Here is a 22223-nt window from a genome sequence, read left to right on the forward strand (position 1 = left end):
GGTCGCCTATTCTGCCCGACGCCTCCGACAGTCCGCGTCGTACGGCCAGGCAGGGCCGTACGACGCGGACCGGGGGAGGGCACCGGGGGCGCGGGGTCAGGCGGGCCGCGCCCCCGGCGCCCGGCTCAGCCGAGGCCGTTCTTCATGGCCGTGATCAGCTCGCCGTTGGTGGTGTCACCACTGAGCTCCCAGAAGAACGAGCCGCCGAGGCGCTGGTCCTTGGCCCAGCTCATCTTGCCCGCGATCGTGCTCGGGGTGTCGTAGCTCCACCAGTTGCCGCCACACTTGGCGTACGCCGTGCCGGCGATCGTGCCGTTCGACGGGCAGCTCGTCTTGAGGACCTTGTAGTCCTCGATGCCCTGCTCATAGGTGCCCTGGGCCGGTCCGGTGGCGGTGCCGCCGGGCGCGGCCTGGGTCACGCCGGTCCAGCCGCGGCCGTAGAAGCCGATGCCGAGCAGCAGCTTGTCCGCCTGAACGCCCTTGTCCCTCAACTTCTGGATCGCCGAGGCGCTGTCGAACTTCTCCTTCGGGATGCCGTTGTAGGTGGTCAGCGGCGAGTGCGGCGCGGTCGGGCCCTTCGCGTCCCAGGCGCCGAAGAAGTCGTACGTCATGACGTTGTACCAGTCGACGTACTGCGCGGCGCCCGCGTAGTCGGCCAGGTCGATCTTGCCGCCGTCGGACGCGTCCGCGGTGATGGCCGCGGTGACCAGGGCGTTCGGGCCGAACTTGGCGCGCAGCGCGGCCATCAGGTTCTTGAACGCCGCCGGACCGCTGCTGTCGCAGGTCAGGCCGCAGGCGTTCGGGTACTCCCAGTCGATGTCGATGCCGTCGAAGACACCGGCCCAGCGCGGGTCGTTGATGAGGTTGTAGCAGGAATCGGCGAACGCGGTCGGGTTGGCCGCCGCCTGGCCGAAGCCGCCGGACCAGGTCCAGCCGCCGAACGACCACAGGATCTTCAGGCCGGGGTGCTTGGCCTTCAGCTTGCGGAGCTGGTTGAAGTTGCCGCGCAGCGGCTGGTCCCACGTGTCGGCCACGCCGTCCACGCTGGTGGACGCGTCGTAGGCCTTGTCGTAGTCCGCGTAGCTGTCGCCGATGGCGCAGCGGCCGCCGGTGACGTTGCCGAACGCGTAGTTGATGTGGGTGAGCTTCGACGCGGAGCCGCTGGTCTCGACGTTCTTCACGTGGTAGTTGCGGCCGTAGACGCCCCACTGGATGAAGTAGCCGAGCAACTTGTTGCCGCCGGTGCCGCCGCCGTCCTTCTGCGTGGTGGCCGACACCTGGTTGCTCGCCTGGGACACGTTCTGCGCGGCGTCGAAGGCCTTCACCGTGTACGTGTACGTCGTGTTCGGGGTGAGGCCGGTGTCGGTGAAGGTGGTGGTGGTCGAGGTGCCGGCGAGGGTGGCGCCGCGGTAGACGTTGTAGCCGGTGACGCCGACGTTGTCGGTGGAGGCGGTCCAGGACAGCGAGGCCGTCGTGGTCGTGGTGCCCGTCACCTTCAGGTTGGCCGGGGCGGTCGGGGGCGTCTTGTCGTCGCCGCCGGTGTCCTTCTTCGTGGTCGCGGTGACCGGGGCGCTGGCCGGCGAGACGTTCTGGGCCGCGTCCCGCGCCTTCACCGTGTACGTGTACGCCGTGTCGGGGGCGAGGCCCGTGTCGGTGAAGGTGGTGCTGGTCGAGGTGCCGGCGAGGGTGGCGCCGCGGTAGATGTCGTAGCCGGTGACGCCGACGTTGTCGGTGGAGGCGGTCCAGGACAGCGAGGCCGTCGTGGTCGTGGTGCCGGTGACCGTGACGTTGGTCGGCGCGGTGGGCGGCGTCCTGTCCTCGCCGCCGCCGGTGCCGCCGGTGACCTCGATGGCCGACACCGTGGCGTAGTTGCCGCCGCCGTTCATGTTGAACTGCACGTTGAGCTGGCCGTCCGTCACCGTCGCGGTGAAGGTCCGGTCGCAGGCCGTCAGCCGTCCGCAGGCGGCGAAGATGTCGAAGCCGGTGAGCACGTTGACGCCCTCGGCGCGCACGTCGAACTTGCGCTGGCCTGCGGCGTTCGCCCAGTCCTCGACCATCCGGAGCTTGACGGTGTACGTGCCGTTGGCGACGTCGAACTTGTAGCCCGACCAGCCGTTGAACAGGTCGTACGTCTGGTAGAGGGTGCCGTCGGAGGTTCCGGCGATCGTGCTGGAGGTGGACCCGGATCCGTACAGCGTCTCGTGGCCCCAGCTTCCGCTGGAGTACGCCTTGTCGGCCGACCAGGCGTTGCCCGAGCCGTCGGTGAACGCCGGGCCGTTCGCGTTGACCCGGATCGGGGTGGTGACCGCCGCCTGGGCGCCGGGCGGTGCGATCGCGAGGGGAAGCAGCAGCGAGCCGGCCGCCGCCAGAAGTGCCGGGATGATGGTGCGTTTCATTCGTGCTCCACGTCCGGTGGGCTGATGGGGGTGGGGGTGTGATGGACGCGCGGCGAGGTGGGTCGCCCTCGCCGATGGGTGGGTGGGTACGGATCGGCGTCAACAGGTGGTGATCGCGGCACGGACACGCTCCCGCCTGCGAGTCTTCCTCTTACTATTAGGAAGCTTTCTTTTTAATTTCTCGTGAACCTACCCTCGGCGCGATCGCGCGTCAATATCCCGGGGCGAACCCTGAGGTCAGGGGGGCGTGGGGCCGTCCTTCGGCCGCCGGCCTCGGTGCCGGCGGCGTCATTGCGGAGAGACACTGGAGACATGAGGGGGAAGGGCAACCCTGTGGCCGACGTGACCTTCCACTTCGACCCGATCTGCCCGTGGAGCTGGCGCGCGTCGCGCTGGCTCGCGAAGGTCGCCGAGGCGCGCGGGCTGGACGTCGAATGGCGGTCGTTCAGCCTCGCCGTCCTGAACGAGGGCAAGGAGATCCCGGAGGCGTACCGGGCGCCGATGGCCGCCTCCAGACGTGCGCTGCGGCTGGTCGAGGCGTTGCACACGGGCGGCCGGGGCGAGGAGGCCGCCGCCTTCTACGCCGAGCTCGGCGCACGGGTGCACGAGGCCGGAGCCCCGCTGACCGACGAGGTCGTGGCCGAGGCTGCCGAGGCGGCGGGGGTGGGGGAGGCGGCGTCCGCGCTGGACGACGCGTCGTGGGACGCGGCGGTCCGTGCCGCCCATGATCGCGCGTTCTCCTCGGCCGGGCCGGACATCGGCTCGCCCGTGATCATTCTGGAGGGAGCGGAGCGTGGCCTGCACGGGCCGATCCTGTCCGCGATCCCTGGCGAGAAGGACGGCGCGGCCCTGTGGGACGCGGTCGAGTCGCTGCTGCGCAGCCCGATCTTCTTCGAGGTCAAGCGCGGACGCCGGTGACGCGCTCCGCTCAGTGGACGCGCACCTTGCGGTAGAACTCCAGGGTCATGAAGATCAGGAGCGAGATCGCCAGCAGGGTGCCGAGCATGTAGGCGGGCCGGTGCCGCGCCCACGCCGCCCGCCGGAGCCCGCCTCCGGCATGTCCCGCCTGCTCGGCGGGGACCGGCGTCCGGGTCCGCGCGGCACGGAGAAGCCGTTCGCCGCGTACGGCGGGCCGCGTGGTCCGCCCCTCCCGCTCCGGCCTGCGCGGGGTCACCGGCACGGCCGGCACCCCGGAGGCGGCGGCGATCTCGGCGTGGTGCGCCAGATAGCCGGCGGGGAAGGTGGTGACGCTGCCGCACCCGCAGTTGGGGCAGATCGCCCCGGCCCACGGCGACTGGACGGGGAGGCCGCCGCGCAGCCAGACGACGACGTCGTTGCCGTGCCCGTCGGAGAGGCGCCGGGCGACGTACTCCTCCTCCCAGACGAGCCAGCAGCGCAGGCACTCGAACGGCCATTTCTCGTTCGCACTGAATCCCTCGTGCACCAGGACCACCCCCGGAGGCGCACCGTTTTGCCGTGGTGATCCCAGTGTCCGTACCCCCGCCCGGTGTCAACAAGGCGACGAATCACTACAAGGAGTATCGATTCGATTACCTGACGTCAGGATGGGCGGGATCGCGCCGATCGCCGGCGCTCGGGAAGGTCCGGGTCAGCAGGGGCATGAGCAGGTTGTCCACCATGTCGGTGAGGAAGTCGTGGTCGAGTGGCCGGCCGAGGATCATCCGGCGAATGACCTGCCCCTCGGACACCTGGTGCGCTCGCGCGGCCGAGGCGTCCCTGGGCGCCTCGCCCCGGGCCACGGCCCGCTCCACGATCGTCCGGAACGGTCCAAGGTCCTCGTCCGCCACGTGTGACCGCAGCGCGGCGGCCAGGTCGGCGTCCACCCGCATGGCGTGGATGAGCCCGGTCATCATGGTGACGTAGCGTTCGTCGACCTGCGTGCACAGCATGCTCAGCGCGGCCAGCAGGTCGCCGCGCAGGGTTCCGGTGTCCGGGATGGCGGCGACGGAGACGGCGTCGCGCGCGTCCAGCGCGGCCTTGACCAGTTCGGGTTTACCCCGCCAGCGGCGATAGCACGGCATGTGATCCTGCCCGGACTGGACCTCAACGCGCCCGACCTCAACGCCCCGGACGTGGTCGCTGAGCAGATCCGGACCTTCAGCCAGGCACAGCTGAACGGGTGACAACGGTGGTGAGGGCCCGGACGCCGGCCGGCTCGCCGTCACGGAAGGCGGAGCCGCCTGCCCCGGGTCACCGCGCGTAGATCCGCCTCGATCCGGGAGGCCGTCTCGGTGAGCGGCGGCAGCAGCGCCGCGAGCGTCTCCTCGACGGGGCCCCGCGCCGCGTGGGTCGCGACGTTGAGCGCCGCCACCACCTGGCCGGCGCCGTCCCTGACCGGGACGGCCAGCGAGCGGAGCCCTTCCTCCAGCTCCTCGTCCACGAAGGCGTGCCCCCGCTCGGCCGCCCCCTCGACGATTTTCGCCAGCTCCGCCGGGTCGGTCACGGTCCGCCCGGTGATGGCGCGCGGGTCCGCGCCCGCCAGCCGCGCGGCCAGTTCCGCGTGCGGGAGGCTGGCCAGCAGCACCCGCCCCATCGACGTCGCGTACGCGGGGAGCCGGGTGCCGACCGTGATGTCGACACTCATGATCTTGTAGGCCGGCACCCGGGCGACGTAGCGGATCTCGTCGCCGTCGAGCACCGCCATGGACGCCGACTCGTGCGTGCGCCGGACCAGGTCGGCCATGTGCGGCTGCACGATCTCGGCGAAGCCGAGCGACGACAGGTGCGCGTATCCGAGTTCGAGCACACGGGGCAGCGGCCGGAAGCCGCGTCCGACGTGTTCGACGTAGCCGAGGTGCTCCAGGGTGAGAAGCGCGCGCCGCGCGGTCGCCCGGGCCAGGCCGGTGCTCTCGGCGACCTCCGACAGCGAGCGCGTGCCGTCGAGGGCGCAGAGCACCGTGAGCCCCCTGGCCAGGGACTGCAGGAACTCGGGCCCCAGCTCGCGCTTGGCCGTCCGCGCCGGATCCGCCCCGACCGCGGTCGCGGCCGCCGCGCCCGGCCCGCCGGAGGTGTGCTCCGCCAGGACGCGCGCGAGTGCCGCCTCCATGGCGCCGGTCTCCTCGCGCAGCCGGGGCAGCGTCGCCTCGGCGAGCGAGGCGACCGTGTGCCTGCTGGTGTGGCTCACCACGCTCACCGCGCAGGCCGTACGCCCGGACGGGTCGCGCACGGGCACGGCCACCGCGATCAGGCCGGGCTCGATGAGCTGGTCGTCGGCGGACCAGCCCTCGGCGACGGCGCGGGCGACGCGGCGGTCGAACTCCTCCGCCTCGACGGGCGGGCGCGCGGGCACGGCGGGGAAGTGCTCGGGGAGGCGCTCCGGTGACGCGCGCCGGGCGAGCCAGGCCGCCCGGGCATCCTCGTCCCACTCGGCGGCGAAGAGCGGGCCGGGGGCGCACCGCTCTGCGGGCAGCAGGTCGCCGATGCGGAAGGCCAGCGACATGGTGCGCCGGCGGGTGATCTGGGTGACGAACCTGACGCCGTCGCCGTCGGGCACCGCGACGGAGACGGACTCGTCGAACTCGTCGGCCAGCCGCTCGGCCACCGGTCCGAGCGCGGCCGGGACGCCGCAGCCGGCCAGGTAGGCGTTGCCCGGCTCCATCAGCGGCGGGGCCAGCTCGACCTCGCGGTCGATCTCGCGCAGGTGGCCGAGGTGGACGAGGGTGGCGACCACGCGGTCCACGGTCGAGCGGGCGAGCCCGGTGGCCCGGGCGAGGTCGCTCAGGCGCATCCGGTGTCCACCGGGCGCCGACATGACGCGCAGCACGGCCAGCCCTCTTTCGAGCGGCCCGACGACATCCATTTGACATCCGTTCGTAGGCGGGAGGAAACTCCGGGCAAGTCAATTATGAACGAAAGTTCACTGGGCGAACAACCTGAGGAGCGATGGCAGAGATCCGGAGCCTCCGTGACGCCGTGGCCGGCCTCATCCATGACGGCGACACCGTCGCCATGGAGGGCTTCACCCATCTGATCCCGTTCGCGGCCGCGCACGAGATCATCCGCCAGGGCATCACCGACCTGACCCTCGTCCGCATGACCCCCGACGTGATCTACGACCAGCTCATCGGCATGGGGGCCGCGCGCCGGCTGGTCTTCTCCTGGGGCGGCAACCCCGGAGTGGGCTCGCTGCACCGGTTCCGCGACGCGGTCGAGAACGGCTGGCCGCGCCCGCTGGAGCTCGACGAGCACAGCCACGCGGGCATGGCCAACCGCTATGTCGCGGGCGCGTCCCGGCTGCCGTTCGCGGTGCTGCGCGGCTACCGGGGCAGCGACCTGCCGAAGCGCTCCTCGACCATCTCCACCGTCACCTGCCCGTTCACCGGCGAGGAGCTGGCCGCCGTCGCCGCGGTGAACCCCGACGTCACGGTCATCCACGCGCAGCGCGCCGACCGTGCGGGCAACGTCCAGCTCTGGGGGCTCGTCGGCGTGCAGAAGGAGGCCGCGCTCGCCGCCGACCGGGTCCTGGTCACCGTGGAGGAGATCGTCGACGAGCTGGAGCCGATGCCGGACGCCGTGGTCCTGCCGAGCTGGACGGTGAGCGCCGTGGCCCACGTGCCGAACGGCGCCCACCCGTCGTACGCGGCGGGCTACACGGTCCGCGACAACGAGTTCTACCAGGCGTGGGACCCCATCTCCCGGGACCGCGAGACGTTCCTGGCCTGGATGCGCGAGCACGTGCTGGAGGCATCGTGAGCGACACGACGAACGCCACCCCGGCCGCGGCCCCGGACGGCGCCGCGCGGGACTGGACGCCCGACGAGCTGATGACCGTCAACGCGGCGCGCGCGCTCCACGGCTCGCGCACCTGCTTCGTCGGCATCGGCCTCCCCAGCGCCGCGGCCAACCTGGCCCGCCGCACCTCCCAGCCGGACCTCGTGCTCATCTACGAGTCCGGCACGCTCGGGTCCAAGCCGACCCGGCTGCCGCTGTCGATCGGGGACGGCGAGCTGGCCGACACCGCCGACGCGGTCGTGTCGGTCCCCGAGATCTTCAACTACTGGCTGCAGGCAGGGCGGATCGACGTCGGCTTCCTCGGCGCCGCCCAGGTGGACCGGTACGCGAACATCAACACGACCGTGATCGACCGGGGGCCGGACCGGCCCGAGGGACGGCTCCCCGGCGCGGGCGGCGCCCCCGAGATCGCGGCGAGCTGCGGCAAGGTGCTGATGGTGCTGCGGCATTCGCGGCGCAACTTCGTGGAGCGGCTCGACTTCGTCACCACCGTCGGGCACGGCTCCGGCCCCGGCGACCGGGCCAGGCTCGGACTGCTGGGCCAGGGCCCCGTGGCGGTCATCACCGACCTCGGCGTGCTCCGTCCCGACCCCGAGACGGCCGAGCTCGTCCTCACCGAGATCCACCCCGGGGTCACCGTCGAGCAGGTGACCGAGGCGACCGGCTGGAAGCTGCGCGTCGCCGGCTCCGTCGGCGTCACCGAACCCCCCACCCAGGCCGAGCTGGCCGCGCTCCGCGCGCTCAAATCCGGAGGTGAGCCCCGTGCGTGACGTCTACATCGTCGACGCCGTCCGCACTCCCGTCGGCAGGTACGGCGGAGCGCTGTCCGGCGTGCGGCCGGACGACCTGGCCGCCCACGTGCTGCGCGCGCTCGCCGAGCGCAGCCCGGCGCTCGACCTCGCGCGGGTGGACGACGTGGTGTTCGGCAACGCCAACGGCGCCGGCGAGGAGAACCGCAACGTCGCCCGCATGGCCGCGCTGCTCGCCGGGTTCCCGGTCACCGTCCCGGGCAGCACCGTCAACCGGCTCTGCGGTTCCGGGATGGAGGCCGTGATCCAGGCGTACCGCGCCATCGCGGTGGGCGACGCCTCCGTCGCGATCGCAGGCGGCGTCGAGTCGATGAGCCGCGCCCCCTGGGTGGTGCCCAAGCCCGAGCGGGCGTTCCCCGCCGGGCACCAGCAGATGGTGTCCACCACGCTCGGCTGGCGGCTGGTCAACCCGCGGATGCCCGAGGAGTGGACCATCGCGCTGGGCGAGAGCGCCGAGCTGCTCGCCGACCGGTACGGCGTGACCCGCGAGGCGCAGGACGCCTTCGCGCTGGCCAGTCACGAGAAGGCGGCCCGCGCCTGGAAGGACGGCGCGTACGCCGCCGAGGTCGTCCCGCTCGACGAGCTCGCCCGCGACGAGGGCATCCGCGAGGACACCTCGCTGGAGGCGCTGGCCAGGCTGAAGCCCGCGTTCAGGAGGGGCGGCACGGTCACCGCGGGCAACTCCTCCCCGCTGAACGACGGCGCGGCGGCGCTGCTGCTCACCGACGAGGCCGGGCTCGCCGCCACCGGGCGTGAGCCGCTCGCCCGCATCCGGGCCGGCGCGGTCACCGCGGTCGAGCCGCAGTACTTCGGCATCGGCCCGGTCGAGGCGGTCGACCGGGCGCTCCGGCGGGCCTCCCGGACCTTCGCGGACCTGCTGACCGTCGAGCTGAACGAGGCGTTCGCGGCTCAGGCGCTCTCCTGCCTCGGCCAGTGGCCCGACCTCGACCCCGCCGTCGTCAACCCGCGCGGCGGCGCCATCGCGATCGGCCACCCGCTGGGCGCTTCGGGCGCGCGGATCACCGGCGCCGTCGCCCACCAACTCGCGGCGGCCGGCTCCGGCATCGGCGTGGCCGCGCTCTGCATCGGCGTGGGCCAGGGCCTCGCCGTCGTCCTGGAACGCTGACCGGCGAACGAAGGAGCCCCATGACAGCGAGGAGGCAGGCATGAGCACGAACCCCCCGACGCCCGAACCCCAGGCCGTCATCGACGCCGAGATGGCGCGGGTCCAGGCGGAGGCCGAGAAGGCCCACGCGGACGGCGCCCCCGAGGAGCTCCAGCCGCGGCGCGACTACCCGCCCTACCGCAGCTCCGTCCTGCGGCACCCGAAGCGGCCCCTGGTCGCCGCGCCCGAGGCGTTCACCGAGCTGCGCGGGCCGGTGTTCGGGGTCACCGACGTGACCGAGCTGGACAGCGATCTCACCCGGCAGCACCACGGCGAGCCGCTCGGCGAGCGGATCGTCGTGACCGGCCGGGTCCTCGACCGGGACGGCCGCCCGGTGCGCGGCCAGCTCGTGGAGATCTGGCAGGCGAACGCGTCCGGGCGGTACGCGCACAAGGGCGACCAGCACCCGGCGCCGCTCGACCCCAACTTCACCGGCGCCGGCCGCTGCCTCACCGACGACGAGGGTCGCTACACCTTCACCAGCATCAAGCCGGGGGCCTATCCCTGGCGCAACCACCTGAACGCCTGGCGTCCGGCGCACATCCACTTCTCGCTGTTCGGCACCGCCTTCACCCAGCGGCTCGTCACCCAGATGTACTTCCCGAACGATCCGCTGTTCCCGTACGACCCGATCTTCAACTCGATCACGGACGAGCGGGCCAGGCAGCGCCTGATCTCCACGTACGACCATGACCTGTCCAGCCCCGAATGGTCGCTCGGCTACCGTTGGGACATCGTCCTCGACGGGCCGTCCGCGACCTGGATGGAGGAAGGCCGTTGAGACCGCCCACACCGTCCCAGACCGTCGGCCCCTTCTTCGGCTACGCGCTGCCGTTCCCGGGAGGGGGCGACCTCGTCCCGCCGGGCCACCCGAGGGCGATCACCGTGCACGGCGCGGTCCTCGACGGCGCCGGGCAGCCGATCCCCGACGCGCTGCTGGAGTTCTGGCAGGCCGACCCCGCGGGAGGACTGGCGGGCGCGCCCGGCTCGATGCGCCGCGACCCGGTCACCGGCTCCTTCGCCGGCCGTTCCGGCGTCGGTTTCACCGGGTTCGGCCGGGTGGCGACCGACGCCGACGGCCACTGGACGCTCCGCACGCTCCCTCCGGGGCCGGCCGCTCCCGGGGCGCTGCCGTACATCTCGGTGTGCGTCTTCGCGCGCGGGCTGCTGCACCACCTGTACACCCGCGTCTACCTGGAGGACGGGGCGGGCGACCCGCTGCTCGACTCCCTCGACCCGGACCGCCGTGCCACGCTGATCGCCCGGCCCGAGCAGGACGGGGCCTACCGGTTCGACATCCACCTCCAGGGGAGCGAGGAGACGGTCTTCCTTGACTTCGGCTGACATCCCGGCCCGGCGCCCGGACGAGGGGTGGGCGGGCGAGCCGGGCCTGCTCACCCCCGTCTGGACCGGGAGCGCCGTCGAGGAGGCCACCGGCGACGTCGCCGTGCTCCAAGCGATGCTCGACGCCGAGGCGGCGCTCGCCCGGGCCCAGGCCACGCTCGGCATGGTCCCGGCCTCCGCCGCCGAGGCGATCGGCGCGGCCGCCGACGCCCGGCTCTACGACGTGCGCGACATCGCCCTGCGCGCCGTACCCGGCGGCAACCCCGCGATCCCGCTGGTCGCCGACCTCACCGCGGCCGTGGCCCGCCGCGCCCCCGAGGCCGCGCCGTACGTGCACCTGGGGGCGACCAGCCAGGACATCGTGGACACCGCGCTGATGCTGGTGGCCGCCCGGGCGCTGCCGCTGATCGCCGCCGATCTCGGCCGGGCCGCCGCGGTGCTGGCCCGGCTCGCCGCCGAGCACCGCGACACCGTCCTGCCCGCGCGCACGCTCACCCAGCACGCCGTACCGACCACCTTCGGGCTCAAGGCGGCGGGGTGGCGCGCCCTGATCCTGGACGCGACCGACCGGCTCTCCCGCCTCACGCTGCCCGCGCAGCTCGGCGGCGCGGCCGGGACGCTGGCCGCCTTCCACGAGTACGCGGGGAGCCGCCCCGCGTCCGAGAGCCCGGACGTGGGGGTGGCGCTGCTGCGCACGTTCGCCGCCGAGACCGGGCTGGCCGAGCCGCCGCTGCCCTGGCACGTGCTGCGCACCCCGGTGGCCGACCTCGGGGCGGCCCTCGCGTTCACCGCCGGCGCGCTCGGCAAGACGGCCGCCGACGTGCTGGTCCTGACCCGCACCGAGATCGGCGAGCTCTCCGAGGGCGCGGGCGGCGGCTCGTCCGCCATGCCGCACAAGAGCAACCCGGTCCGTGCCACGCTCATGGCGGCGGCCGCGCGGCAGGCGCCCGCGCTCGCCGCCGTGCTCCTGGGGTCCCTCGCCGCGGAGGACGAGCGCCCGGCGGGCGCGTGGCACGCCGAGTGGCCCGCGCTGCGGGAGCTGCTGCGCCTCGCGGGCGGAGCAGCGGCGAACGCCGCCGAGCTGGCGCAGGGGCTGCGCGTCCACCCCGGCCGGATGCGCGCCGACCTCGACCGCACCGGCGGCCTCCTCCTCGCGGAACGGCTCGCGGCGGCGCTCACCCCGACGCTGGGCCGCGCCGCTGCCAGGGCCGCGGTGGAACGCGCCTCGCGCCGGGCCGCAGCCGACGGTGTCGGCCTGGACGAGGCGCTCCGCGACGAACGACTCCCCATCGTGGAGGACGAGCTGCGCCGTCTGCTCGACCCCGCCACTTACGTGGGTTCCGCCCCGGCGTTGACCGAGCGGGCCCTTCGCCGCCAGCCGCAGGTCAAGGAGTGACGATGAAGCCTGCCCACGCTCCCGGCAGCCCCGGAGCCGACGAGACCGGCCACCGGACGACGGCCGGGACCGGAGCGGCGCCGACGGCCCCGTCCGGGACGCCGCGCCTGCACCACCGCACCGACGGCCGCCCGGACGCTCCCGCGCTCCTGCTCGGTCCCTCGCTCGGTACCTCCCTCGCCGTGTGGGACCCGCAGGTGCCCGCGCTCGCCCGCGACCATCGCGTCGTGCGGTGGGACCTTCCCGGCCACGGCGGCTCGCCGTCCGCGCTCGGCGAGGGGGCCACGGTCGCCGACCTCGCCGGGCTCGTCCTCGACCTCGCCGACGCCCTCGGCGTGGACCGGTTCCACTACGCCGGGATCTCCCTCGGCGGCGGGGTCGGCGCGTGGCTGGCGCTCCACCACCCCGACCGGGTCGCCTCGCTCACCATGGTGTGCTCGTCGGCCCGGTTCGGCACCGAGGAGACGTGGCGTGAGCGGGCCGCGCTCGTCCGGGCCAACGGCACCGGCATCGTGGTCGACTCCGCGGCCCAGCGCTGGTTCACCCCCGCCTTCACCGGGGCGGCCCCCTTCCTCGACGAGCTGCGCGAGGTCCGCGCCGACGGGTACGCCGCCTGCTGCGACGCGCTCGCGGTGTACGACATCCGCGCCGAGCTGGGCCGGATCACCCCGCCGACCCTGGTGATCGGCGGGCGGGACGACATCGCCACGCCGCCCGCGCACGCGCGGGAGCTGGCCGACGGCATCCCCGGTGCGACGCTCGTGGAGATCCCCGGAACGGCCCACCTGGCCGGAGTGGAACGGCCCGAGCCCGTGCTGACCGCCCTGCTCGCCCACCTCGAAGACGGCGGTCCGGCCCGCGCGGACGGCTCCCGCCGGTACGCCGCCGGGATGGGCGTGCGCCGCGCCGTGCTCGGCGACGCGCACGTGGACCGCGCCACCGCGAACGCCGACTCCTTCACCGCCGACTTCCAGGACTTCATCACCCGCTACGCCTGGGGCGAGATCTGGACCAGGCCCGGCCTCGACCGCCGTACGCGCAGTTGCGTCACGCTGACCGCGCTCGTCGCGGGCGGCCACCTGGAGGAGCTGGCGATGCACGTCAGAGCCGCGCTGCGCAACGGCCTCACCCCGGACGAGATCAAGGAAGTCCTGCTGCAGGCGGCCGTCTACTGCGGCGTCCCGGCCGCCAACGCCGCGTTCGCCGTGGCCCAGCGCACCCTGAACGAGCTCCAGGAGAGGAACCCATGAGCGTCCCCGCCCGCACCACTGTCGCGATCATCGGGGCCGGCCCCGCCGGGCTGCTCCTGGCCCGGCTGCTCCAGCGCTCCGGCATCGACTCCGTCGTGCTGGAGCACCGCGACCGCGCGTACGTCGAGCAGCGCCAGCGCGCCGGCATCCTTGAGCAGGGCACGATCGACGTCCTGCGCGCGTGCGGCGCCGGCGAGCGGATGGACCGCGAGGGCCTCCCGCACAACGGCGTCGAGCTGCGTTTCGACCGCCGGGGCCACCGGATCGACTTCCCGTCGCTCACCGGCGGCCGCGCCGTCATGGTCTACGCCCAGACCGAGATGGTGAAGGACCTGGTGGCGCTCCAGCTCGCCGAGGGCGGCCCGCTGCTGTTCGAGGCGCGCGCCGTCGCCGTCGAGGGGCTGGAGGCCGGGCAGCCGTCGGTCCGCTACGTCCACGAGGGCCGCGAGCACACCCTGGCCTGCGACTTCGTGGTGGGCTGCGACGGCTTCCACGGCATCGCCCGCGCCGCCGTCCCGTCCGGCGTGCTGCGCACCTTCGACCGGGAGTACCCCTTCTCCTGGCTCGGCATCCTGGCCGACGTCCCGCCCTCGTCCGACGAGCTGATCTACGCGCACTCCGAGCGCGGCTTCGCCCTGCTCAGCATGCGCACGCCCACGGTCAGCCGGCTGTACCTCCAGGTGCCGAACGGCACCGACCCCAGCGACTGGCCGGACGAGCGCATCTGGGACGAGCTGGACCTCCGGTTCGCCGTGGACGGCGACTGGAAGCTGGAGCGCGGCCCCATCACGTCGAAGTCGGTCACCCCGATGCGGAGCTTCGTCACCGAGCCCATGCGGTACGGCCCGCTCTTCCTGGCCGGGGACGCCGCGCACATCGTGCCGCCGACCGGGGCCAAGGGGCTGAACCTCGCCGTCGCCGACGTGGTCGTCCTGGCCCGGGCGCTCGCCCGGTGGCACGAGACCGGCGCCGCCGACCTCCTCGACGCGTACTCCGACACCTGCCTGCGCCGGGTCTGGCGGGCCGAGCACTTCTCCTATTTCATGACCACGACCCTGCACCCCGACCCCGCGCAGAGCGACTTCGACACCCGGCTGCAGCTCTCGCAGCTGCATCGGATCGCCGACTCGGAGACCGCGGCGGCCGAGCTGGCGCAGAACTACGTCGGCCTCCCCTTCGAGTGACCATCGTCCCCGTCTCCCCGCCGTCTCCCCGACGGGCGGGGGGATCGGGCTGTCTCCCGGCCGTCTGATGCGCGCGGGCCGCGTCATGACGTATGCCTATTTATAGGCAGATAGGCGCGACCCGCCGCGGGAAGGGCGCCCTCAGCCCTTCCGCGGCCGGAACTCGGGGAGGAACAGATGGTTGAGCTGCTGGGAGCGGTGGTCTCCCTGGCGGCCGTGACGCTGCTCGGTCTGATCGCGTTGCTGCTGATCTCGGTGTGCGTGCTCCTGGGGCTGGCAGGGCTGGCCGCCTTCACCCGGCGCGAACCCCCGCCGGTCTCCCGGATGCCCGCCGCGTGATCCAGATCCCCGCCGGGTGACCCGGATCACCCGGGTCGCCCGGCGGGCGCGTGCATGAGGGCCCGCTCTCGGGGGACAGGGGGACCCATGGAGGAGAGCGGGACGGCCCCGGCACCCGTCCGCGAGCGCGGTGTGTGGCCGGTGATCCTCGCGCTGATGCTGGCGATGCTCCTCGCCGCCCTGGACCAGACGATCGTGTCCACCGCACTGCCGACCATCGTCGGCGAGTTCGGCGGGCTCAACCACCTGTCGTGGGTCGTGACCGCGTACCTGCTCGCCTCCACGGTGTCCACCCCGCTGTGGGGGAAGCTGGGCGACCAGTACGGCCGCCGGCATCTCTTCCAGGCCGCCATCGTGATCTTCCTGATCGGGTCTGCGCTGTGCGGGCTGGCCGGGAGCATGATCCAGCTCATCGCGTTCCGGGCGCTGCAGGGTCTCGGCGGCGGCGGGTTGATGGTGCTCGCCATGGCCATCGTCGCGGATGTGGTCGCCCCCCGCGACCGAGGCCGCTACCAGGGGTTCTTCGGCGGCGTCTTCGCCTTCGCCAGTGTGGTGGGGCCGCTGCTCGGCGGACTGTTCGTCGACCGCCTCTCCTGGCGCTGGGTCTTCTACATCAACGTGCCGATCGGCGTCGTCGCGCTCTTCGTCATCGCCGCGACCCTGCGCGGGTGGCGCGACCGCAGGCCGCACACCATCGACTACCGGGGCGCCGTCCTCCTCGGCACCGCGGTCACCTGCGTCGTGCTCGCCACCTCCTGGGGCGGCAGCCGGTACGCCTGGGGCTCCCCGCCGATCCTCGCCCTGGGCGCCGCGGCCGCCCTCCTGCTCGTGCTGTGGGTGCGGGTCGAGCGGCGCGCGGCGGAGCCGATCGTGCCGCTCCACCTGTTCCGGGTCGACGTGTTCTCCGTCGCCGCCGCGCTCGGTTTCGTGGTGGGCTTCACCATGATGGGCACGCTGGCCTACCTGCCGCTGTTCCTCCAGGTGGCGCACGGCGTCTCGGCGACCGAGTCCGGCCTCTACCTGCTGCCGATGATGGCGGGGATGCTCGGCACCTCGATCGCGTCCGGGCAGGCGATCAGCCGCACCGGGCACTACCGGCTCTACCCGATCGCCGGTATGACGATCACCACGGGCGCGCTGCTGCTGCTCCACGGCATGAGCGAGCACAGCTCCACGCTCTCCCTGAGCATCCGGTTCCTGGCCCTCGGCGTCGGGCTCGGCCTGGTCATGCAGGTCCTCGTGATCGCCGTGCAGAACGTCGTGGACTACCGCGACCTCGGGGTCGCCACCTCGTCGGTGACGTTCTTCCGCTCCATCGGCGGATCGTTCGGCGTCTCCCTCTTCGGCACGATCTTCGCCGGGCAGGTCGCCGTACGCGCCGCGGAGGCGCTGCGCGGCGTCGCGCTCCCGCCCGGGTTCCATCCGGCGGCGGTGCAGGGCAGCCCCGCGCTGCTGTCCCGGCTGGCCCCGGACGTCGCCGCGCGGGTCGTGCACGCCTACGCGGCGTCGGTGACCACGATCTTCCTGTACGCGGCGCCGGTCGCCTTCGCCGGACTCGTCCTCGCCTGCTTCCTGCGGCAGGTGCCGCTGCGGACGACCGTCGGGACTTCCGCCGCCGACCTCGGCGAGGGCTACGGGGGGCCGTGCGGCCGTTCCTCGCTGGAGGAGATCGAGCGGGCGCTCACCGTGCTCATGGGGAAGGACCCCGAGGCCGCCCGGCTGTACCGCGAGCTGGCCCGGCGCGCCGGGTACGACCTGCCGGCCGGGGCCGTGTGGATGCTCGCGCGGGTGGCCAGGAGCGGCCGCGCCGGCCGTACGGCGCTGGCGGCGCGGGCCGGCACCACACCGGAGCGGGGCGCGGGGTGCGCCCGGCCGCTGGTGGAGCGCGGTCTCGTCGAGCGTTCAGGCGACGATTTGGTCATCACCGGCCCCGGCCGGGAGGCCGTGCGGCGGATGGTCGCGGTCCGCCGGGCCGCGCTCGCCCGCCACCTCGACGGGTGGAACCCGGACAGCAACCCGGAGCTCACCGCGCTGCTGTCCCGGCTGGCGGCGGAGACCGTCGGTGACGACCGCGACGCCCGGGGCGCGGTCGACGCGCGCAGCCGCGACTGATCAATCGGCCATATCGGCCCCATTGCCTTGGGCCAGCGCGTCGACGACCTCGGTGAGATGGGCCAGCCGGCTCTCCAGGCCGCGTATCCGCGCCTCAAGTTCGGCCAGCGACGGCTGCTGAAAGGTCTCGCCGATCTGCCTGGCCATCGATCCTCCCGGGCTGGGGGCCGGACGGAGTGTCCGGCATGTGGGGGCATGCCTCCCGACGCATACGAAACTGCTTTTGCCCAAAAATCGGGATCTGAACACGTGAGAGCTGTCTTCCATACGGGGTAGGCGCCGGGGGTGAGGCAGTGGCAAAGCGGCCCTGTTCGGGAGGCATACGTACGCGGGTAGGGGCAGGGGACGCGTATGAGCGAGCACACGAGACCGGAACCCGACCCGCGCTCCCGGGCCGAGGACGAGGGCATCCCCGACCTCGGGGAGGGAACCCCGGAGTGCCAGTGGGCGAACGACCCGCAGGAGGAGCCGCTCCCCGGGGAGCGGCCGGTCGGCATGGACGAGTACGGCACCACGTCCGAGGAGATGGCGCAGGGGGAGTCGCTGGACATGCGCCTGCGCCGGGAGGTCCCCGACAAGACGCTGCTCTACGGCTCGCCGGAGGACGCCGAGCCCGACGTCGCCGACGAAAGGGTCCCGTACGGGCACGAGGAGGAGGTCGGCCGATCGGGGGACGAGGAGGACATCCGCCGCTCGGCGGGCCGCCTCGTGGACCCCGACAGGGGGATCGGCCCCGACATGGACAAGGAGATGATCGGGGAGGACGTCGGACCGGACACCGGCGGCTACAGCGCCGAGGAGAGCGCGATGCGGATCGAACCCGAATGACTCCGCGCAGGCGTCCGGTGACCCGCCTCCCGGGTGCCTGCGCGGCACTCCGCGTACGAGCGGCGTGGACGAGACCGGACAGAGACCGGACAGAGATCGACGGCGAGACAGACATCGAGCGGTACCGAGATCGACGGCGAGACTCGCATCGAGAGCGGCACGGGGATCGGCTGTGAGCGAAGCGGGCCGCCAAGATCGGTGACCTTGGAGCTGGACGCGTTACGCTGCGACGATGGCGAGTGTTGAGACGCGGCACGAGTGGCGGGTGCCGCGGGGGATCCTCGCGGCCAAGGCGATCGCCGCCGCCGTCTGCGTCGTCCTGGCCCTGTTGGGCGACGTCTCCCAGGCGTTCCTCGCCTCCGTCGCCGCGGCCGGGTTCGCCGCGCTGGCCCTGCGCGATCTGCTTGCGCCCGTACGGCTGGCGGTGGACGAGGGCGGCGTCACCGTGCCCGCGGGCTTCGCCCGGAGAGAGCGGTACTCCTGGAACGACGTGGACCGGATCCGGGTGGACACCCGCCGCCGCTACGGCGTCACGGCGCGGCTGCTGGAGATCGACACGGGGGAGCAGGTCCACCTGTTCAGCCGCTTCGACCTCGGCGCCCCGGTGGTGGACGTGGCCGAGATCGTGATGCGGCTGCGCCCCTGACGCGCGGGGCGGTGCCCGGAGGTTCTGGGTCGCCGACAAGTCGGATGCAAGCCGCGATCAACCGCATCGCCCTACTTTTCATGCCATGTCGGAAAGTGGCATCGCCGTTCTCGTGCTCGGCCTGCTCGGCGTGACCTTCACGCTGGTGGGCGCCGGCCTGCTCGCCAACGCCCGCGCGTTCCGCCGGCGCGCCCTTCGGGCGCAGGGACACGTCGTCGGGCTGCGCCGCAGCGATTCCAGCGACGGCGTCGTCTTCTACCCGATCGTCAGGTTCGCCACCGCGTACGGCCAACCGGTGGAGGCGGAGAGCCGGTTCGGCAGCAACCCGCCGTCCGCGCGCCCCGGGCAGACCGTCACCGTCATGTACGACCCGGCCGACCCCCGGCGGATCCGGATCGACAACCTGACCGGCAGCGGCGTGCTCCTCGGCGGCATCTTCCTCGGCGTGGGCCTGGTGCTCCTGATCGCCGGGATCGGCGTGGGCGCCGCCACGCTCCTCTGAAAGCGGCGGACGGGGACGTTGGGGACACCCCGCCGACCCGGGCGCACCGCGCTCGGTGCACCATCACTGATGGAAGCCGAACCAACGACACCGGACGACGGGGGCAGTGACCAGGTATGGCGCGGCAACTGAGCGCGCTCGACGCGCAGTTCCTCAACTTCGAGACGAGCAGCAACCTCGCGCACATCGCGGGGCTCGCCGTCCTCGACCCGTCCACCGCGCCGGGCGGGGAGGTCACCCGCGCGGCGCTGATCGAACTGATCAAGGAGCGGGTGCACCTCGCCCCGCCGCTGCGGCGCCGCCTGGTGCAGGTGCCGTTCAAGCTCGACCACCCCTACTGGGTGGAGGAGCGCGAGATCGACTTCGACTACCACGTCCGCGAGATCGCCCTGCCGCGCCCCGGCGACGACCACCAGCTCGGCGAGCAGGTCGCCCGCCTCCACGGCCGCCGCCTGGACCGGCGCCGTCCACTCTGGGAGCTGTACCTCATCCACGGGCTGTCCGGCGGGCGGATCGCGGTCTACACCAAGGTGCACCACTCGGCCATCGACGGCGTGACCGGTGCGGAGGTGCTCGCCGCCCTCATGGATCTCGGCCCCGAGCCGCGGCGCGAGACCCCGCCGCAGGAGCCCGAGCCGGACACGGCGCCCGAGACCGTCGAGATGATCGTCCGAGGGGTCGGTCGCGTCCTGGAGAACCCGGGGGCGGCGGTGCGCTTCCTCGCGGGCGTGATGCCGCGGCTCGACGAGATCCCGGTCGTCTCGCAGATCCCCGGCGCGGGCCTGGTCTCGCGCGTCGTGCGTGGCATCGGCGCGGAGCCGCTGCCCGGGCTGCCGCGGATGACCGTGCCGCGCACGCCCTTCTCCGGGCCGATCTCGCCCCATCGCCGGTTCGCGTTCGGGACGCTGCCGCTCGCCGACGTCAAGCGGATCAAGAACGCCTTCGGCGTGACCGTGAACGACGTGGTCCTGTCGCTGTGCGCCACCGCGCTGCGGCGCTGGCTGGTCCAGCGGGACGATCTGCCCCGGGAGCCGCTGGTCGCCGGCATCCCGATCTCCAGCCGGGGCCTGACGGACGGCGGTGACATCCCCGCCAACGAGGTGGTCCTCGCCATGGCGACGCTCCCCACGGACGTCGCCGACCCCGCCGAGCGGCTGCGCGGCGTGAGCCGTTCCATGAAGACCGTCAAGGACCGGTACGCGGCGGCGCCCGCGACCTGGCTGCTGGAGTTCAGCGAGGCCATGCCCGCCGCGCTGAGCGGCCTCGCCGACCGCGCCGCCTTCCGGATCGCGTCGCGTACGGCGCCCGCCATGAACCTCATGGTGTCGAACGTCCCCGGACCGCAGTTCCCGCTGTACATGTGCGGGGCCCGGCTGCTCGCCCACTATCCGGTCTCGGTGATCACCGACGTCAGCGGCGGGATCAACATCACCGTGTTCTCCTACGACGGGTCGCTGGACGTCGGCATCGTCGTCGATCGCGACATGGTGCCGGACGTGTGGGACTTCATCGACTATCTGCGCGACGCCCTGGACGAGCTGAGCCGGACGAACCCGTGACGGGCGCCGGAGCGGCGGCCGGGGCGGCGGCGGGGCTGCCGGACGGGGTCGGATAGGTGGCGCGGCCGAAGCCGCTGGCCGACCTGTTGGGCCCGTCCACCCGCCCCAGGCACCGGTAGTCGCGCGCGCCCGCCGCGTACTTGGCGGCGCTTGGGGGTAGCACGGTTATCTCCCACCTGTCCGCCTTGATCGTGGTGGCGGCGCCGCGGCGTGACTGCAACAGGATGTACTTCGAGCAGACCCGCGTGACGGTGGGGTGCTTCTGCACCGTCGTCTCGTCGCTGGTCACCCCCGGCGGCAGCGGCGCGATCGCGAACGTCTCCCACACGTGCGGCTTGGCGCAGGGGATGGAGCGCGCGGTCATGTCGCCGGCGATCGAGACCGTGCCGGCCCAGCACTCCGGCGTGGAGACGCACGCCGCCCCGGCGGAGGACACCTCGGCGGCGGGGCAGCCGGCCGTGTAGGTCGCCACGTCGAAGCCGCCCTGCCCGCCCGCGGTGGTACGCCCCGTCGGGCTGTGGGAGGCCGCGGCTCCGGGGCTCGGGCCGGTGCCGCCCTTGTCCGCGCCGCCGGGGTTGAGCAGGACGATCCCGGTGACGAGCAGGACGGCGAACACGGCGGCCGTCGCCGCGAAGACGGCCGGACGGCGTACCGCCCGGGGCCGCGTGGTCGGCGCCGCGTCCGCTCTCACCCGCGGCGGCGCCGTATGCGCATGGGGGCCCACGGCCGGGTTGCCCCGAGGGGCGCCCGGTGACCCGGCCACCGGGACGGCCGGGTTCGGGATCGCGCTCGGCCCGGTCCGGGCCTGCGCGATCGCGCGCGGGACGGCGGGATCCACGCTCACCTCGGGCGAGGAGGCCTCCGGACGCGCGCTCGCGTACGAGCCGGAGACGTGCGCCGGGAAGGAGCGATCCAGCGAGGCGTGACCGGGGGGGACCGCCGGACGCGGCCCAGGACTCGGAGCGCCGGACGGGAACGCGTGGCCCGGGGAGGAGCGATCCGGGGGCATTGCGGCGTACGGGCCGGGGCTCCCGGCAGGGGACGGGAAGGCGCGACTCGGTGAGGCGTGATCGGCGGCGCCGTCCGGGCCGAGTGCGGCGAGCGCGTCGCGCAGTTCCGCGGCGCTGGCGATCCGCTGCCGGGGGTCGCTCGCCATGCCGTGGCGCAGCACCTCGACCAGCGCGGACGGCGCTCCGGGGATGTCGGGGACGGGCAGCCGGTGCAGCGCGAGGATCGCCGCGATGTTCACCACGCCGCCTTCGGGGAACCGGGGCGGCCTGCCGTTCAGCAGCGCGTACAGCGTGGCGGCCAGCGCGTAGACGTCCCCGGCGGCGGTCGGTTCGGTGAGCTCGAACGCCTCGGGAGGCGCGTAGGCCGGGGTGAGCGACTCGCGGGTGACCGAGGCGTGCTCGCCTCCCGCGCTGCCCGGCCGCGTCGCGAGCCCGAAGTCGGACAGCACGACCAGTCCGTACGCGTTGACCAGGATGTTCGCCGGTTTGACGTCCCGGTGCAGGACCCCGGCCGCGTGCGCGGCGGCCAGCGCGTCCGCGATCTTGATCCCGATGTCGCGGACCTCGGCCGCGCCGAGCGGCCCGTACGCCGCGAGCCGGTCCGACAGCGACCCGCCGGGGCACAGCTCCAGGACCATGTACGGCCGGCCGTCCGGCAGCACGCCCGCGTCGTACACACCGGCCACGTGGGGGTGGCCGGACAGCGCGCCCGCCGCGGTGACCTCGCGCAGGAACCGGCGGCGGTCGCGGTCGGAGAGCAGGACGCGGTTGTCGAGCTTCAGCGCGACCTCGCGGCCCACCGTGAGCTGCCTGGCCCGGTAGACGACGCCGAAGCCGCCCTGCCCGAGGACGCCCAGTACCTCGTAGCCCGGCACCAGTGGCGCGCTCGTCTCGCCCACCCCAGCCACCTCCAGAGAACCGTCCGGAACAT

The 22223-nt window shown here is 73.4% G+C and carries 21 protein-coding genes; 15 read left to right on the plus strand and 6 right to left on the minus strand.

The genetic code is table 11. From position 1 onward, the window contains the following. Positions 1 to 125: 125 nt before the first annotated feature. The gene (locus tag AWQ68_RS45660) at positions 126 to 2396 is read right to left on the minus strand and encodes a glycosyl hydrolase family 18 protein (RefSeq protein ID WP_084463770.1); all 2271 of its coding nucleotides are present in this window, start codon (positions 2394 to 2396) and stop codon (positions 126 to 128) included. Positions 2397 to 2708: 312 nt separating this feature from the next. Here AWQ68_RS45660 and AWQ68_RS08555 point away from each other — a divergent pair, with 312 nt between their 5' ends. Next, entirely contained in the window at positions 2709 to 3314 is a 606-nt protein-coding gene (locus AWQ68_RS08555; RefSeq protein WP_066937322.1) for a DsbA family protein, read from the plus strand. Between the two features lie 10 nt (positions 3315 to 3324). Here AWQ68_RS08555 and AWQ68_RS08560 read toward each other — a convergent pair whose 3' ends face one another. The 3 genes from AWQ68_RS08560 to AWQ68_RS45940 all read right to left on the minus strand — a co-directional run bounded on the left by AWQ68_RS08560 (position 3325) and on the right by AWQ68_RS45940 (position 6216). Continuing rightward, the gene (locus AWQ68_RS08560) at positions 3325 to 3840 is read right to left on the minus strand and encodes a hypothetical protein (protein ID WP_157545031.1); all 516 of its coding nucleotides are present in this window, start codon (positions 3838 to 3840) and stop codon (positions 3325 to 3327) included. A 106-nt stretch (positions 3841 to 3946) separates the two neighbouring features. Next, a complete protein-coding gene (locus AWQ68_RS08565) occupies positions 3947 to 4438 on the minus strand; it encodes a TetR-like C-terminal domain-containing protein (RefSeq protein ID WP_066937330.1) in 492 nt (163 codons plus the stop codon). Between the two features lie 140 nt (positions 4439 to 4578). Then, positions 4579 to 6216 (minus strand): IclR family transcriptional regulator domain-containing protein, encoded by a 1638-nt coding sequence (locus tag AWQ68_RS45940; protein ID WP_066937334.1) that lies wholly within the window; start codon positions 6214 to 6216, stop codon positions 4579 to 4581. 83 nt (positions 6217 to 6299) lie between these two features. On the opposite strand from AWQ68_RS45940, the gene AWQ68_RS08575 reads away from it, so the two are divergent. From AWQ68_RS08575 to AWQ68_RS08615, 10 genes are all read left to right on the plus strand, one after another. Next, the gene (locus AWQ68_RS08575; protein ID WP_066937338.1) at positions 6300 to 7109 is read left to right on the plus strand and encodes a CoA transferase subunit A; all 810 of its coding nucleotides are present in this window, start codon (positions 6300 to 6302) and stop codon (positions 7107 to 7109) included. A gap of 71 nt (positions 7110 to 7180) precedes the next feature. Continuing rightward, the gene (locus AWQ68_RS08580; RefSeq protein ID WP_066937739.1) at positions 7181 to 7918 is read left to right on the plus strand and encodes a CoA-transferase subunit beta; all 738 of its coding nucleotides are present in this window, start codon (positions 7181 to 7183) and stop codon (positions 7916 to 7918) included. Next, complete coding sequence (locus tag AWQ68_RS08585) at positions 7911 to 9083, plus strand: thiolase family protein (protein WP_218006811.1); 1173 nt, start codon at positions 7911 to 7913, stop codon at positions 9081 to 9083. The genes AWQ68_RS08580 and AWQ68_RS08585 overlap by 8 nt, the downstream gene beginning before the upstream one ends. Before the next feature lie 91 nt (positions 9084 to 9174). Next, a complete protein-coding gene (gene pcaH / locus AWQ68_RS08590) occupies positions 9175 to 9903 on the plus strand; it encodes a protocatechuate 3,4-dioxygenase subunit beta (protein ID WP_373281511.1) in 729 nt (242 codons plus the stop codon). Beyond that, complete coding sequence (gene pcaG / locus AWQ68_RS08595) at positions 9900 to 10466, plus strand: protocatechuate 3,4-dioxygenase subunit alpha (RefSeq protein WP_066937347.1); 567 nt, start codon at positions 9900 to 9902, stop codon at positions 10464 to 10466. The genes pcaH and pcaG overlap by 4 nt, the downstream gene beginning before the upstream one ends. Continuing rightward, complete coding sequence (pcaB, locus tag AWQ68_RS08600; protein WP_084463771.1) at positions 10453 to 11862, plus strand: 3-carboxy-cis,cis-muconate cycloisomerase; 1410 nt, start codon at positions 10453 to 10455, stop codon at positions 11860 to 11862. Before pcaG ends, pcaB begins: the two co-directional genes overlap by 14 nt. A gap of 2 nt (positions 11863 to 11864) precedes the next feature. After that, complete coding sequence (pcaDC, locus tag AWQ68_RS08605) at positions 11865 to 13112, plus strand: bifunctional 3-oxoadipate enol-lactonase/4-carboxymuconolactone decarboxylase PcaDC (RefSeq protein ID WP_084463772.1); 1248 nt, start codon at positions 11865 to 11867, stop codon at positions 13110 to 13112. Beyond that, entirely contained in the window at positions 13109 to 14296 is a 1188-nt protein-coding gene (locus tag AWQ68_RS08610) for a 4-hydroxybenzoate 3-monooxygenase (protein ID WP_066937351.1), read from the plus strand. The genes pcaDC and AWQ68_RS08610 overlap by 4 nt, the downstream gene beginning before the upstream one ends. A gap of 177 nt (positions 14297 to 14473) precedes the next feature. After that, positions 14474 to 14635 (plus strand): hypothetical protein, encoded by a 162-nt coding sequence (locus AWQ68_RS42210; RefSeq protein WP_157545033.1) that lies wholly within the window; start codon positions 14474 to 14476, stop codon positions 14633 to 14635. 87 nt (positions 14636 to 14722) lie between these two features. After that, the gene (locus AWQ68_RS08615; protein ID WP_066937354.1) at positions 14723 to 16747 is read left to right on the plus strand and encodes an MFS transporter; all 2025 of its coding nucleotides are present in this window, start codon (positions 14723 to 14725) and stop codon (positions 16745 to 16747) included. On the opposite strand, the gene AWQ68_RS42215 is transcribed toward AWQ68_RS08615, so the two are convergent. Further along, positions 16748 to 16894: a hypothetical protein gene (locus tag AWQ68_RS42215; RefSeq protein ID WP_157545035.1), complete on the minus strand. Its 147-nt coding sequence runs from the start codon at positions 16892 to 16894 to the stop codon at positions 16748 to 16750. A gap of 204 nt (positions 16895 to 17098) precedes the next feature. Here AWQ68_RS42215 and AWQ68_RS08620 point away from each other — a divergent pair, with 204 nt between their 5' ends. The 4 genes from AWQ68_RS08620 (at position 17099) to AWQ68_RS08635 (ending at position 20282) form a co-directional block, all read left to right on the plus strand. Next, on the plus strand, positions 17099 to 17575 hold the full coding sequence (locus AWQ68_RS08620) for a DUF5709 domain-containing protein (protein ID WP_066937357.1): 477 nt from the start codon (positions 17099 to 17101) through the stop codon (positions 17573 to 17575). Positions 17576 to 17807: 232 nt separating this feature from the next. Further along, positions 17808 to 18221, plus strand: coding sequence for a PH domain-containing protein (locus AWQ68_RS08625; RefSeq protein WP_066937360.1), 414 nt, complete (start codon positions 17808 to 17810; stop codon positions 18219 to 18221). A gap of 85 nt (positions 18222 to 18306) precedes the next feature. Continuing rightward, complete coding sequence (locus tag AWQ68_RS08630) at positions 18307 to 18723, plus strand: DUF3592 domain-containing protein (protein WP_066937363.1); 417 nt, start codon at positions 18307 to 18309, stop codon at positions 18721 to 18723. Between the two features lie 116 nt (positions 18724 to 18839). Beyond that, positions 18840 to 20282, plus strand: coding sequence for a WS/DGAT/MGAT family O-acyltransferase (locus AWQ68_RS08635; protein WP_066937366.1), 1443 nt, complete (start codon positions 18840 to 18842; stop codon positions 20280 to 20282). Here AWQ68_RS08635 and AWQ68_RS44065 read toward each other — a convergent pair. Further along, a complete protein-coding gene (locus AWQ68_RS44065) occupies positions 20230 to 22191 on the minus strand; it encodes a serine/threonine-protein kinase (protein WP_066937369.1) in 1962 nt (653 codons plus the stop codon). The two genes, AWQ68_RS08635 and AWQ68_RS44065, sit on opposite strands and share 53 nt — an antisense overlap. Positions 22192 to 22223: the final 32 nt, after the last annotated feature.

This window comes from Microtetraspora fusca (genome assembly GCF_001570365.1).
Lineage (GTDB): Bacteria > Actinomycetota > Actinomycetes > Streptosporangiales > Streptosporangiaceae > Microtetraspora > Microtetraspora fusca.